The organism is Mucilaginibacter sp. NFR10 (genome assembly GCF_900100445.1).
Taxonomy (GTDB): domain Bacteria; phylum Bacteroidota; class Bacteroidia; order Sphingobacteriales; family Sphingobacteriaceae; genus Mucilaginibacter; species Mucilaginibacter rubeus.
This window is the reverse complement of sequence record NZ_FMTV01000001.1, coordinates 1,377,901-1,392,920: the sequence shown is the minus strand read 5'-3', so window position 1 is coordinate 1,392,920 and position 15,020 is coordinate 1,377,901. Positions and strand designations below refer to the sequence as shown.

Below are 15,020 nucleotides of genomic sequence, written 5' to 3'. Positions count from 1 at the left end.
ATTAAACTATGGAATACAGACAATTAGGCGCATCCGGTTTAAGGGTGCCGGTATTAAGTTTCGGCACTGCCACATTTGGCGGTGGTAATGAATTTTTTAAAGCATGGGGCAACACCCAGGTTGATGAGGCAAAAAAGCTGGTTAACATTTGCCTTGATGCCGGCGTTAACTTATTTGACACCGCAAACGTTTATTCGCACGGCATCTCTGAAGAAATATTAGGTAAGGCCCTGGAAGGTATCCGTAATGAAGTACTGATCTCAACCAAGGCTACTTTCACTATGGGAAAAGGGGTTAACGACTTCGGCTCATCACGCTATCACCTGATTAAATCGGCCGAAGACAGCCTGCGCCGCTTAAATACCGACAGGATTGATATTTATCATATGCACGGCTTTGATGCCAACACCCCGGTTGAAGAAACATTAAGGGCACTTGATGATTTGGTGACCAGCGGTAAAGTGCGCTACATTGCCTGCTCAAACTTTTCGGGCTGGCATTTAATGAAATCACTGTCGGTGTCTGAAAAATATGGATGGAGCCGTTATGTAGCCCATCAGGCATATTATTCGTTACTTAACCGCGAGTTTGAATGGGAGCTGATGCCATTAGGTATCGATCAAAAAGTAAGCACTATTGTTTGGAGCCCGCTATCATCCGGCCAGTTGAGCGGAAAATTCAGGAGGGGAGAGCCGATCCCCGAAAACTCAAGGACCGTGCAGGGTGGCGCACATGGTCCGGCCACAAATTTTGATCATTTATATAACATCGTTGATGTGCTTGACGAAGTTGCTGAAGAAACCGGTAAATCTGTGGCACAGGTAGCATTGAACTGGTTACTGCAAAGGCCTACCATTGCCAACCTGGTAATTGGCGCACGGAACGAAGAGCAGCTTAAGCAAAACCTCGGCGCCATAGGATGGAATTTGACGGTTGAGCAGGTTAAAAAATTGGATGCCGCCAGCGAGGTAGACCCAATATATCCATACTGGCACCAGCGCCAGAACTTAAAGCTGGTACCGCTGCCAATACAATATTAAAAATCAATAACAGGAAAGCTTACGTAAAACTACGTAAGCTTTCCTGTTAAATCCCGTAACAGTACGCTGTTATAGTTGTAATGATTGCTTTAGCTTTGCTTTTGAAGGTAATGAAATATCCATTATTACGATATCTAAACCTTATCACTATTAACCTTTCCTTTATGATTAAAAAACAATACCTTAAAGAAATAGCTATATCAGCTACCCAACAAAAAGGCAGTGCCTCAAACAATCAAAAAGAAGTAAGTAAAATTCAAAGCTGGCTTAACCTGTATGCGGTTACCAACCCTTCGGCAGGTACAGCAACAGGCATTGACGGCAGCTTTGGCCCGGGCACCGAAACAGCGGTTAAGAATTTCCAGAAGGCAAAAAACCTGCCGCAAACCGGCATTGTTGATAGCAATGTTTTCGGTGAGTTATGCCAACCCATGATAAAAGCATTTAAAAGCCCGGTTGCAGGTACCAGCTTAAGGGAATTGGTTGTGAATACAGCTATACAGCATTTAAGCAACGCACCATTTGAACTTACCGTTAAGGGGCAAAGTAATTGCGGTCCCTGGGTGCGGGCTTATATGGATAATAATGAAGGAACGGAGTGGTTTTGGTGCATGGGTTTTGTACAAACCATTATTGACCAGGCCGCGAGCCAGTTAGGAAAAGATTTTCGTACACTTATGCCGCTAACCTACAGTTGCGATACTGTTGGTACTACCGGCATTAATAAAGGTTTGTTAAGCCGTGTTGCAACAGTAAGGTCTAATCCTGCTGTAGTAAGGCCCGGCGATATTTTCCTGGTTCAGAAAACGCCTAACGACTGGGTACATACAGGCATTGTTATTGGCGTACATGGCGACTTATTTGATACTATTGAAGGAAATACCAATACCGATGGAAGCAGCAACGGCAACGGCGTATACAAACGTGTACGTAATTTTCAATCTTCAAAGCTCGATGTTTTTTCGATACAACCTCTTGTTTAAGCATGTCCTGCAAATTAATACTCCCGGAGCCCCTTGATGGGGCTTTTCGCTTTAAAAGCTAAAAGCTTAAGGCTGAAAGCCTAAAGCCAATAGTTTGATAGTCGAAATTATTTAACGTTGACTATCTTCGCTTTCAGCCTTAGGCTTTCTGCTTTAAGCTTGAGTAACCTTTATGATCTTCGCTTTCCGCTTTAAGCTCAATTAAGTAACAGTTAAATTACAATTGCTTCATAAAAAAATGGCCGGATAGCTTTAGCCCTTTCCAAAACTTAGCTAATTTGCGGCGCAGTCCGCCGGGGCGTGCTTATCAACCCAATTAACCTGTTTTGAATATGATCAATCGTAGAAAGTTTATTCAATCCACTGCCGTAGCTGGGACAAGTTTCCTGCTTGCACCGCAACTATCAAAAGCAACCGGATTTTTTAAAGGATCACCCAACGAAAAAGTAGTATTAGGAATGATGGGCACTAACAGCCGGGGCCTATACCTTGCTCAAAGCTTTGCCAAATTACCCAATGTAGAAATCGGTTATATCTGCGATGTTGACGCAAACGTAGTTGCTAAAACGATTGATGCCATCTATAAGCAAACAGGCAAAAAGCCGCAGGGATTAACAGATATCCGCAAAATGCTGGAGATAAAGGATCTCGATGCAGTAGTGGTTGCACCGCCCGATCACTGGCATGCTCCAGCAACCATTATGGCCTGCCAGGCCGGCAAACATGTGTATGTAGAAAAGCCTTGCAGTCATAATCCGCACGAGGGGGAAATGGCTGTTGAAGCAGCAAATAAGTATAAACGACTGGTGCAAATGGGCAGCCAGCGTCGCTCATTCTCTAATGTGCAGGCCATGGTGAAGGAATTGCATGACGGGGTAATCGGCCGTACTTATTATGCAAAAGGCTGGTATACCAATCATCGTGCAAGCATAGGCAAAGGCAAACAGGTCCCTGTACCAGCCAATTTAAATTATGATTTGTGGCAAGGCCCTGCGCCAAGAAGGCCTTACCAGGATAACCTGATCCATTATAATTGGCACTGGTTTTGGAACTGGGGCACAGGTGAGGCGCTGAATAATGGTACGCATGAGCTGGATGTGATCCGCTGGGGGCTTGATGTTGATTACCCGAGCAAAGTGGTATCAACAGGCGGCCGCTTCCATTTTAATGACGACTGGCAAACACCCGACACACAAAATATCCTTTACAATTTCCCCAATAATATGGCCGCCGAATGGGAATGCCGCAGTTGCAACGGCTTTGATATTGAAAAATTAAGCAGGGGAGTAGTATTTTATGGCGATAAAGGCACGCTGTTTTATGATAGTGGCAACAGCTATCGGGTTTATGATGGTGATAATAAACTGGTAAAAGAGGTTAAAGACGACACCAAAGTCGACGGCACCAACAAAGTAAGCCCGACGGAGGCGCTGGATGGCTTCCACATGAAAAACTTTGTCGATTCGATAAGAGGAACAGATAAACTGAACTGCCCGATTGAGATCGGTTTCAAATCAACCCTGTTGCCGCAATTAGGCAATATCTCATATCGCGTTGATCGTTTATTGCATATCGATCCAAATAATGGTCATATTTTAAATGACCCTGAAGCTCAAAAGCTTTGGAGCCGCGAATATGAAAAGGGTTGGGAAGTGAAAGTGTAATTTCTTAATTACGCTGTTGCTTCGTGTTCGCAATGACGATTTATTTTAATCAAACAAGAAAATATCAAATATGAAAAAAATAATCTACCCTGCAATTATGCTTTTGGCGTCAACGGCATTTAGCCCAGTAAGCGCGCAAACCAAACTGTTTGATGGTAAAACCCTAAAAGGCTGGAAAAAACTTGCCGGCAATGCCGATTATAAAGTAGAGGACGGAGCCATAGTAGGCACTACTGTACTCAACTCGGGCAATTCATTTTTAGTTACCGAAAAGGAATACGGTAATTTTATATTAGAGTTGGATGCAAAAATTGAAAGTGAGTTGAGTAATTCGGGCGTGCAAACCCGCAGCCATTTTGACCCTGAGGGTAATAAAGGCAAAGGAAAAGTTTATGGCAGGCAATTTGAAATAGACCCATCTTCACGCAAATGGACTGGTGGCATTTATGACGAAGGCCGGCGCGATTGGCTATACCCGCTTGATCTGAACCCTAAAGCCAAGGATGCTTTTAAAGTAGGCGAATACAATCACATCAAAATTGAATGCATCGGCAATGAGATGAAGACATGGGTAAATGGTGTCCCTGCAAGCGATGTTGTTGATACCATCGATAGCAAAGGCTTTATCGCTTTACAGGTGCATGCGGTAAGCGAAGAAAAACAGGCAGGCAAAAAGGTATACTTTAAAAATATCAATCTAAAGACCAATAATTTAAAAGCCACCCCTTTTCCAAAGGATGTGTATGTTGTTAACCTTACACCAAACAGCGTAACAGCGGCCGAAAAAGCAAATGGCTGGAAGTTATTATATGATGGCAAAACTAATACCGGCTGGCGCGGTGCAACCCTAAAAGGTTTTCCTGAAAAAGGCTGGGAATATGCTAACGGTACTATGCACGTGCTGCCATCTGCAGGACAGGAAGAATCAGGCGGCGGCGATATCGTGACTAATGATAATTACAGTGCTTTTGACCTGTCGTTTGAATTTAAGCTTACTCCCGGTGCCAACAGTGGCGTTAAGTATTTTGTAACACTGTCTGAAGTTACCAAGGGATCGGCTATTGGCCTGGAGTATCAGGTACTTGATGATAAACTGCACCCCGATGCCAAACTGGGCCGTGATGGCGACCGTACATTAGCCTCATTGTATGACCTTATCAAAGCCAATAAACAAGAACGTTTTGTACACCCGATAGGTGCCTGGAATACTGGTCGTGTGGTAGTATATCCAAACAACCATGCTGAGCACTACCTGAACGGCGTTAAAGTACTGGAATATGAACGCGGTTCAAAAGCTTTCCGCGACCTGGTAGCAATCAGCAAGTACAAAATTTGGAAAAACTTCGGTGAAGCTGCCGAGGGCCATTTATTGTTACAGGATCATGGCAATGAGGTATTTTTCAGAAGCATTAAGGTTAGGGAGTTGAAGTAAAATACTTGCGCTCATTTTTAACGAGTGCTTAATATGGTTGGGCGATTGTATCGCCAGTTGCATTGTAAACGCAAACCCACGTTAAGCACTCGTTAAAATCTTGCGCAAGTTGAGTCTTCAATTATCGTTACTTTTAAACTGTCGTTCTCCCTTTAGGGGGCTACAACGAACTCCTCAACCTCACCGTAAACGGAACCGCGAAATGCTCGTGGCAGTTATTCAGCGCAAACTCGGCGGTTTTGCTGCCCATCAATTTAAAGTCGGTTGAGATGGTGGTGATACCGTCAAGAATGATCTCTTTAAGCGCCGTTTCGTTATAGGATATCACGCCAACGTCCTTAGCCACTTTTAAATCGGAGGCGATGATCTTTTTAATGAGCTCAACCAGATCATCCTCCGTAAGACTGATATATACCGTGTTTTTTTGGATAGTTTCTGTAGATAACGTTTCAACTATACCGTATTCAAAAGCATACTGCCTGCAAAAATTCAGGAAGCCCTTCATGATCTCTTTAGAGTGATAGGTTTTGCCGGGGAAGATCAGCTTAAGCGTATGATATTTACTCAGGTTATCCAGCATACTTTTCAACGCCTCGTATACATCCGTAGCAAAGTTTTCATATATCGCTGCAAATTTACCGTTTACACCAGGTACCAGGTTATCAAGTAAAATCAGCTTGTCTTTAGGGATGGTATTGATAATTTCATGAGCCTTGGTTTCATTATCTAAAAAATGTGGGATAATGATGTATTTGGCATAATCGCTCTGGATACTTTCGGCAATGATCTTTTTAAAAAAGTAAAAATCGTTGTTGTAGATATAAAAATCTATAGCAGCCTGCTCGCCGATAGTAGCAACAAAGGCATCATAAATAATTTTCTTGTGCGTACTGAGTTTGTTGAACAGTAGGAAGATCTTGAGTGGCTTCTGAAAATCGGTATTGGAAATAAAAAAGCCTTTTCCCGGAACCGAGCTTACTATGCCTTTTTCCTTCAGTTCCTTATAAACGCGCTCAATGGTATTGCGGGAAGTATCCAGTGCATAGCTGAGATCATTGATAGAAGGGAGCATGTCGTCTTTCACAATTTGCCCGCTTTCAATGGCCCTGATAATAGCATTGGAGAGTTGCAGGTACTTAGGCGTAATGGAATATTCGTCGATTGACAGGATCTTTAAATAATTCTTCACAACACAAATGTAATATTTGACAGCACATCTCGTCTTTTAAACAAGACAGATAAAGACGGTCAAGCTTTTTAATTAAATATTACAATCAAATCAGCGTAATCAAAAAAATCAACGGTCTTTTTTCTTAAACGCGTAATACAAATACCCCAGCGCCGGTAGTATAAACAAACTACCCACCAATAAACCAATCCCCAGGTCATCGATACTATTGCTATTGGCATGTTCGGCAAGTAAGGACATGGAGCTGCCATCCTTAAAAATAACAAATCTCGGGAATCGCGAAAACCCAACCGATATCAATATCATACACACCTGGAAGGCGGCAAGCAACCTGATCCACTGCCTGTTCCTGTGGTGTGATATGATCAGATAAAGCACTGCCAATGAAATGGTTGCAGCAATTACCGCAACTAAGCTTACGGGGTTGCCAAAAATCCAGTTGGCCAGGTGAACATGCTCAAAATGAGAAGCTAAGAACACCAATGCACCGCATATCACGGCGGCTATGTTCATAATCTTTGCCTTGCGGATATAACGCTTGATTTCGTCAACGTCTTCAGTTTCGCCAACTATGTAAATAGCCGCAAGGAAGCCGCATAAAGCCACGGTAAAGAAGCCCACAGATACCGAAAACCAGTTGAACCAGCTAAAGATGTAAGCGTGCACAAAATCAGTGGCTTTAGGATCAATCTGCCCGGATAGGACACTGCCTGCAATGATACCCAGGAACAACGGCGTAACAAAACTTGAATAAACGAATATATGGGTATAAAATGCCTGTGTTTTTTCGTCTTTAATGGCATCATAGTTACGGAACGAAAATGCGGTGCCCCGGGCAATTACCCCAAGCAGCATCACCAGCAGCGGAATATGCAGGTAGATGCACATTTCGCTATAGATAACCGGAAAGCCCACAAACAACACTACCACGGTAATAATAAGCCACATGTGATTGGCCTCCCAAATGGGGCCGATAGCCTGGTACATGATTTTACGGGTACGGTGTTTGTTATCGGTTGATGTAAAAAGTTCGATAATGCCGGCGCCAAAATCGGCCCCTCCTAATAAAAAGTAGAGCGTGATCGCTGCAAAAAGGAATAGGATTACAATATATAGCATCATGGCTGGACGGTTTTACGGTCATACAATTCAGGCACCATCTGGATTTGCCTTTTTAATAAAAATATAACAGCTACACTCAACGTAAAATAAATAAAGCTGAACAGGTAAAACGAATATTGGATACCCGGCATTGGCGTAACTGCCTCGCTGGTACGCATAACACCTTGTATGATCCATGGCTGGCGGCCAACCTCGGTCACCGTCCATCCGGCTTCAAGGGCTATAAAACCAAGTGGTGTCGCCCAGATAAAAGTTTTCAGGAACCATGGTTTAGAGAGCAGGTCCTTCTTTTTCCAGAGTTCGTAAAAATAAATGACCCCTATCAGCATCATCAAAACGCCTATACCCACCATAATCTGGAATGCGTAATGAGTAACAGCCACCGGCGGCTGGTTTTTAACAGGGATTTTATCCAACCCGTTTACCTGTGTTTTAAAATTGTCATGCACTAAAAAGCTTAACAGGCCGGGGATCTCTAAACCGTAATTCACTTTTTTCGCAGCGGTATCAGGAATACCACCGATAACTAGCGGTGCGTATTCCTGGGTGTGAAAATAAGCTTCCATTGCAGCCAGTTTTGCGGGCTGGCGTTTAGCTGCATTTTTGGCTGATAAGTCGCCGCTGAAAGGTTGTAAAATAGCTGCGGCTGCCCCAAAGATGATAGCTATTTTAAACGCCTTAGTATGGAAAGCGATATTCTTTTTACGGTAGATCATGAGCGCATGGATCCCGGCCACTGCAAAACCTGTTGCCGAAAAGGCGGCTATGATCATATGTAATGACTCGGAAAACCAGGCCTTGTTAAACATGGCTTTTACCGGATCGATATTAATATATTGCCCGTTTACAAAATCGAAGCCCGAAGGGCTATTCATCCAGGAATTGGCTGACACCACCAGGATACCTGATGCAACGCCGCTTATTCCAACAATAACGCCAGCTGTCCAATGTACCCAGTTATTTAATTTGTTCCAGCCATAAAGGAATAAGCCAAGCGCTATCGCTTCAATAAAAAAGGCGACACCTTCCAACGAAAACGGCATCCCGAAGATCGGTCCGGCGTGTTTCATGAAGCCGGGCCAAAGCAACCCGAGCTCAAAAGAGAGCATGGTGCCGGATACCGCGCCGGTAGCAAAAAATATAGCTACGCCTTTACTCCAGGCTACAGTGATGTTTTTATAAACCGGGTCCTGGGTTTTGATCCATTTATAATGCGATATGGCCATGAAAACCGGCATTACCATACCGATACAGGAGTATATGATATGAAAACCTAAGGATAAGGCCATTTGAGATCTGGCAGCTAAAAAATCATCCATACATGTTATACTTAAATAATGGTTGAAATTAAAGCTTAATGTAACAAATCTGTAACTAAATCCTTATCGATATTGAATTTAAAATATGTTTTTTATCGGACGAGTGTTGTATTAATGAGGATAATTTAGTAAAAATTTACAAACACAGAGTTCATTGCGAGAGAGAAACGACGATGCTTTTTACTGACTTTTACTGGCGCAAGTATGGAGGGTTGACTATTAACGAAAACTATTTGTGCTGCTAAGCCGCGGCACAAGTAGCCTCCACTTTATGCTTGCCCAAGTTAGAGGGGGTTAGATCGAGCTGTTCTTTTTCGTCGATCCCCTTATAATCAACTCAGGCTTAATACTGATGATCTTGGGTTTAACCGAAACCTCGACGTTGGCAATCTCCTGGAAAAACAGGTTGCCAATGGTTTTGCCCATATAAACGCTAAACTGGTCTATAGTGGTTATCGATGGACTGGTAATCTCCGTAAAAGCTTCATTAGAGTAACCGCAAATGCCCAACTCAGAAGGTACTTTGATATTCATAACATTGGCTACCTCCAAAACACCTAAAGCCGAAAAATCAGACGTAGAGGCAAATATTGCATCCGGCGGGTGGGGGAGGTTAAGCAGCTTACGGGTAGCTTCGGCACCAAGCTCCTTTGTCCATGCATTTTCAACCACCAATTCCTCAATTACTTTCACCTTATGCGTTTCTAATGCCCTTAGGTACCCGTTTTTTCGCTGGCGAAAAATGTTGAGATTTTGCGGACCTTCAAGCAAAGCGATACGTTTATAGCCGTTTTCTATCAGGTGCGATACCGCTTCAAATGAAGCCTGTTCGTTATCGTTGATCACTTTAAGTGTTTCCAGTTCTTCAGCAACACGGTCAAACTGGATCAGCTGAATACCATGGTCAAGCACATTTTGCAGGTGCTGGTAATCATAGCTATCGGCCGATACCGAGATCACAATACAATCCACATGCTGGTTAATGAGCGTATTAACGCACTGGATCTCTTTATCATGCACTTCGCCCGACTGGCAGATGATGAGGTTATATCCTTTTTGATAAGTTGTTTCCTCAATGCCAGCTATCACGTTACTGAAAAAGTTCTGATTTATCCGCGGCACCACTACGCCAATAGTTTTTGAATGCCCTTTGCGTAGGTTGGAGGCAAGGGTGTTGCGTTTATAATTGAGCTCATCGGCGGTTTTGATGATCAGCTCCCTGGTTTTTTCGTTCACCTGGCTGCTGTTATTCAGCGCTCTTGATACAGAAGACGCGGTTATGCCGAGCTTAGCGGCAATGTCATAAATGGTGGTGCGTTTAACTTTCTTCATTATAGCGTGCAAGTTGGAAAAAATATTTTACGCAATCGATTGCAATTTTTATTTATTTCTTTATTTTCGTTGCGTTAAGTTACCAATTAATAAATACAACCAAAAAATCATACAAAAATCTGAATAGGCTATGCTGTTATTAGGGATCGATATAGGTACTTCGTCGGTAAAAGTAAGTGTTGTTGACGCCGCAACGCAAAAAACAATCGCTTCGGCACAATACCCTGACCAGGAGTCGCCAATCAAAGCATTGCATCCCGGCTGGGCCGAACAATCTCCCTCAATGTGGTGGGAGCAGGCACAAAAAGCATTGGAGCGCTGTCATGCTAAAGGCAATTATAATACAAAAGATATAGCAGCAATAGGTATAGCATACCAAATGCATGGCCTGGTATTGGTTGATAAAGATCAAAATGTTTTACGCGATAGTATTATATGGTGCGATAGCCGCGCTGTTGAAATTGGCGATAAAGCTTTTGCCACCATTGGCGAAGAGCATTGCTTATCGCACCTGCTTAATTCGCCGGGAAACTTTACGGCCTCAAAACTGGCCTGGGTAAAGGAAAATGAACCGGAGATCTACAGTAAAATTGATAAGATCATGCTGCCTGGTGATTATATCGCCATGGAACTTACCGGCGAGATCACCACATCTGTATCGGCATTGTCTGAAGGGGTGTTCTTCGATTTCAAAACCAATGGCATCTCCAAAGAGATCATCAATTACTTTGGTTTTGATACCAGCCTGTTCCCGGTTATTAATCCTGTATTTTCATCGCACGGAAGTTTGCAGGCATCAGTCGCCGAAAAACTGAATTTAAAGGCAGGCATTCCGGTTACCTATAAATCAGGAGATCAGCCCAATAATGCCTTATCGTTAAATGTACTAAATCCCGGCGAAGTAGCTGCTACTGCTGGCACATCGGGCGTTATATATGGAGTAAACGATCAATTGGTTTATGATCAACAATCGCGCATTAACACCTTCGCACACGTTAATTATGCCACCGAACAGAAAAGGCTTGGTGTACTGCTTTGCATTAACGGAACCGGCAGTTTGTATCGCTGGGTAAAAAACACCTTCGGTACAGGCTATACCTATAACCAAATGAACGCAGAAGCTGAAAAAGCACCTTTGGGCAGCGAAGGCTTACAGGTACTGCCTTTTGGCAATGGTGCCGAGCGTATGTTAAATAATAAGCAGGTTGGTGCGCATTTTCAAAATATCGACCTTAACCTGCACACCCCCGCACATATTTTCAGGGCTGTGCAGGAGGGGATAGCCTCGTCGTTCCGTTATGGCTTTGACATTATGCGCGGCAATGGTATGAACCCTACTGTGATCCGTGCGGGCAAAAGCAACCTTTTCCTGAGCGATCTGTTTACCCAAACTTTTGTAAATGCTACAGGCGTTCCTGTCGAGCTCTATAATAACGACGGCAGTGTAGGTGCGGCCTTAGGCGCAGGTATAGGCGCAGGCATCTTCAAATCACCGGCTGAGGCATTCAGTAATATCAAGGCCATTAAACTGGTTGAACCTACTACAGATCAATTTGAACCGGTTTACCAGGAGTGGAAAGCGCTTTTAGACGTTAAGCTGAAAGCTTAAGGCAAAAGGCTCAAAGCAAAATCAACAATCACCAAATAAAAACAATTCACTAAATCACTAATTCGATAATTCAATAATTAAAATAACATGAGTATAGTAACAGGCGAAAAAGAATTTTTCAAAGAAATAGGCCAGATCAAATTTGAAGGCCTTGAATCAGACAACCCGCTGGCGTTTCGCTGGTATGATGCGGATCGGGTAGTGGCAGGCAAAACCATGAAGGATCATTTACGCTTTGCAGGTGCATACTGGCATTCGTTCTGCGGTAACGGTGCCGATCCGTTTGGCGGCGCTACACACGTTTTCCCTTGGGATGAAAAAGCTGACGCTGTTGAGCGAGCTAAAGACAAAATGGATGCAGCGTTTGAGTTCTTGACCAAAATGAACCTGCCTTACTACTGTTTCCACGACGTTGATGTGGTTGACTATGGTAATGATGTTGCTGAAAACGACCGCCGTTTGCAGGCTTTGGTTGATTATGCCAAACAAAAACAGGCTGCCAGCGGTGTAAAATTACTTTGGGGTACTGCAAACCTGTTCAGCCACAAACGTTATATGAACGGTGCATCAACCAACCCCGATTTTCATGTATTGGCTCATGCCGGTGCGCAGGTAAAAGCGGCACTTGACGCAACGATTGCATTAGGCGGAGAAAATTATGTTTTCTGGGGTGGTCGTGAAGGTTATATGAGCCTGCTGAATACCAATATGAAACGCGAACAGGAGCATTTGGCTAAGTTTTTACATACTGCTAAAGATTATGCCCGCAAGCAAGGTTTTAAAGGCACGTTCTTTATTGAGCCAAAACCATGCGAGCCAACCAAACACCAGTATGATTATGATGCGGCCACCGTATTAGGTTTTTTACAGAAATACGACCTGATCAACGATTTTAAACTGAACCTTGAAGTTAACCACGCTACTTTAGCAGGTCATACTTTCCAGCACGAACTACAGGTTGCTGCCGATTCGGGTTTATTAGGTTCGATAGATGCAAACCGCGGTGACACGCAAAATGGCTGGGATACCGACCAGTTCCCTAACGATATTAATGAAGTAACCGAGTGCATGCTGATTATTCTTGAGGTAGGCGGTTTCCAGGGTGGTGGTATTAATTTTGATGCCAAGATCCGCCGTAACTCAACCGATCCGGCTGATTTGTTCTATGCTCACATTGGTGGTATGGACCTCTTCGCAAGGGCTTTGGTTGCTGCTGACAACATTTTACAAAAATCAGAGTATAAAAAATTACGTACCGACAGGTATGCCTCATTTGATGCCGGCACCGGGAAAGATTTTGAAGAGGGTAAGGTTTCTTTGGAAGATTTGCGTAACTATGCGATAGCTAACGGCGAACCTAAAGTGACAAGTGGTAAACAAGAATACATCGAAAATTTGATAAATCGATATATATAGTTTATAATTGTCAATCATACATATTAAACCCAAAGACAAACCAAAACAATGAACCTCAAAACCCTTTCAAATGGCGATTATGCTGTTTTCTTTATCTACTTTATAATTGTTGCCAGTTACGGCTGGTGGGTGTATAAGCGTAAACACAACGCCGATGCCACCTCAAAAGACTATTTTTTGGCCGAAGGGTCGTTAACCTGGTGGGCTATCGGAGCATCGCTCATCGCCTCAAATATCTCTGCCGAACAATTTATAGGTACAAGTGGGTCTGCGTTTAAAATGGGCTTAGCCATATCTACTTACGAGTGGATGGCTGCAATTACCCTTATCATTGTGGCGGTTTTCTTTATCCCGGTATATCTTAAAAATAAGATTTTTACCATGCCACAATTCCTGCACCAGCGGTATAACGGAACGGTGGCCATGATCATGGCTATCTTTTGGCTGTTGCTGTACATTGTGGTTAACTTAATGTCGATCCTTTACCTTGGTGCATTAGCTGTCAGCGGTATTTCAGGTCTTGATATTCACCTGTGTATCTGGTTGCTGGCCATATTCTCGGCGGTTATTACACTGGGCGGTATGAAGGTTATCGGCTATACCGACGTTATCCAGGTGGCGGTATTGATATTGGGTGGTTTAATGGCATCTTACCTTGCACTTACTTTGTTAAGCGAAAAAGAAAATACAACAGGCTTACTCAATGGTTTCAAGATCCTGCATAGTGAAGCTACGGATCACTTCCATATGATCTTCAAAAAGGATAATCCAAATTACATGGATCTTCCCGGCTTATCTGTTCTGATAGGCGGCATGTGGATCACTAACCTTAACTATTGGGGCTGTAACCAGTATATTACCCAAAGGGCTTTGGGCGCAAACCTTAAAACTGCCCGTGGTGGAATCCTGTTTGCAGCTTTCCTTAAGTTGCTGATGCCTGTTATTGTAGTGCTGCCTGGTATTGCGGCTTACCTTTTATATCAAAAAGGGATGTTCCACCAGGAAATGGCGAGTTCATCTGGAGTTTTGGATCCTAACAAAGCGTATCCATCACTGTTAAACTTATTGCCAAGCGGCTTAAAAGGCCTTTCATTCGCTGCGTTAACGGCTGCTATTGTAGCGTCGTTAGCGGGTAAAGCAAACAGTATCGCTACCATCTTTACGTTGGATATTTACAAAAAAGCAATCAATCCTGAAGCTACCGATAAAAAACTGGTTAACCTGGGTAAAATATCGGTACTTGTTGCCTTGTTGTTAGGTATCCTGTTATCTGAGCTTATCGGTAAAGCATTGATGGGCGAAGGTAAGCAGGGCTTCCAGTATATCCAGGAATATACAGGCTTCGTATCTCCGGGTATCTTTGCCATGTTTATCCTTGGTTTCTTCTGGAAAAAGGCTACTTCAAATGCGGCTTTATTTGCAACCATTGGCGGTTTCATTTTCTCATGTTTCTTTAAACTTTGTCCAAAGTTTATTGACCTGAGCTTCCTGTCGCCGTATGGCTTCTCAAAATTAGCCTTGCAGGATGATAAAGTAACGAAGTTATATGAAATCCCTTTCCTTGACCGTATGGGTTTTGTATTTATTCTGTGTGTTATTGGTATGTACATTATTTCAAAAATTGACCAGGCCAGGGGCGTTACAACAAATGGCCTTGAAATTGATGGCTCAATGTTTAAAACTTCGAGAGGATTTTTAGCTGGCGCCTTAATTGTAACAGGTATTGTGGTTGCATTGTACTCAATTTTCTGGTAGCAGAAATTTTACCAATAGATAAAAAGGCGATGAGGTGATAACCCCATCGCCTTTTTGCTTCATAGTAGTTGTTTTTACCCGTTAACGAAAACGTTTGCGTGGATTGTTTAGGCTTATTACTTCCAACTTGCCCGTATGATGTGTAATTTGCCGCTTACA

General features: G+C 43.2%; 11 protein-coding genes. 7 read left to right on the top strand and 4 right to left on the bottom strand.

Annotated elements, in window-relative coordinates:
• The first annotated feature begins 8 nt into the window (after positions 1–8).
• The 4 genes from BLP33_RS05755 to BLP33_RS05740 all read left to right on the top strand — a co-directional run bounded on the left by BLP33_RS05755 (position 9) and on the right by BLP33_RS05740 (position 5,119).
• The gene (locus tag BLP33_RS05755) at positions 9–1,040 is read left to right on the top strand and encodes an aldo/keto reductase (protein WP_090525759.1); all 1,032 of its coding nucleotides are present in this window, start codon (positions 9–11) and stop codon (positions 1,038–1,040) included.
• A 164-nt stretch (positions 1,041–1,204) separates the two neighbouring features.
• Positions 1,205–2,023 (top strand): peptidoglycan-binding domain-containing protein, encoded by an 819-nt coding sequence (locus tag BLP33_RS05750; RefSeq protein WP_090526229.1) that lies wholly within the window; start codon positions 1,205–1,207, stop codon positions 2,021–2,023.
• Positions 2,024–2,355: 332 nt separating this feature from the next.
• Positions 2,356–3,687, top strand: a complete 1,332-nt coding sequence (locus BLP33_RS05745) for a Gfo/Idh/MocA family protein (RefSeq protein WP_090525756.1) — start codon at positions 2,356–2,358, stop codon at positions 3,685–3,687.
• A 70-nt stretch (positions 3,688–3,757) separates the two neighbouring features.
• A complete protein-coding gene (locus BLP33_RS05740; protein ID WP_090525754.1) occupies positions 3,758–5,119 on the top strand; it encodes a 3-keto-disaccharide hydrolase in 1,362 nt (453 codons plus the stop codon).
• Between the two features lie 160 nt (positions 5,120–5,279).
• Here the strand turns inward: BLP33_RS05740 and BLP33_RS05735 are convergent, their stop codons facing one another.
• From BLP33_RS05735 to BLP33_RS05720, 4 genes are all read right to left on the bottom strand, one after another.
• Positions 5,280–6,308: a GntR family transcriptional regulator gene (locus tag BLP33_RS05735; protein WP_090525751.1), complete on the bottom strand. Its 1,029-nt coding sequence runs from the start codon at positions 6,306–6,308 to the stop codon at positions 5,280–5,282.
• Positions 6,309–6,416: 108 nt separating this feature from the next.
• Positions 6,417–7,430 (bottom strand): cytochrome d ubiquinol oxidase subunit II, encoded by a 1,014-nt coding sequence (locus BLP33_RS05730; RefSeq protein ID WP_371328317.1) that lies wholly within the window; start codon positions 7,428–7,430, stop codon positions 6,417–6,419.
• The gene (locus BLP33_RS05725) at positions 7,427–8,749 is read right to left on the bottom strand and encodes a cytochrome ubiquinol oxidase subunit I (protein WP_090525749.1); all 1,323 of its coding nucleotides are present in this window, start codon (positions 8,747–8,749) and stop codon (positions 7,427–7,429) included. The genes BLP33_RS05730 and BLP33_RS05725 overlap by 4 nt, the downstream gene beginning before the upstream one ends.
• 294 nt (positions 8,750–9,043) lie before the next feature.
• Entirely contained in the window at positions 9,044–10,081 is a 1,038-nt protein-coding gene (locus BLP33_RS05720) for a LacI family DNA-binding transcriptional regulator (protein WP_090525746.1), read from the bottom strand.
• Between the two features lie 130 nt (positions 10,082–10,211).
• On the opposite strand from BLP33_RS05720, the gene BLP33_RS05715 reads away from it, so the two are divergent.
• From BLP33_RS05715 to BLP33_RS05705, 3 genes are all read left to right on the top strand, one after another.
• Positions 10,212–11,690 (top strand): xylulokinase, encoded by a 1,479-nt coding sequence (locus BLP33_RS05715; RefSeq protein WP_090525742.1) that lies wholly within the window; start codon positions 10,212–10,214, stop codon positions 11,688–11,690.
• An 87-nt stretch (positions 11,691–11,777) separates the two neighbouring features.
• Entirely contained in the window at positions 11,778–13,106 is a 1,329-nt protein-coding gene (xylA, locus tag BLP33_RS05710) for a xylose isomerase (RefSeq protein ID WP_090525739.1), read from the top strand.
• Positions 13,107–13,154: 48 nt separating this feature from the next.
• On the top strand, positions 13,155–14,861 hold the full coding sequence (locus BLP33_RS05705; RefSeq protein WP_090525734.1) for a sodium/sugar symporter: 1,707 nt from the start codon (positions 13,155–13,157) through the stop codon (positions 14,859–14,861).
• Positions 14,862–15,020: the final 159 nt, after the last annotated feature.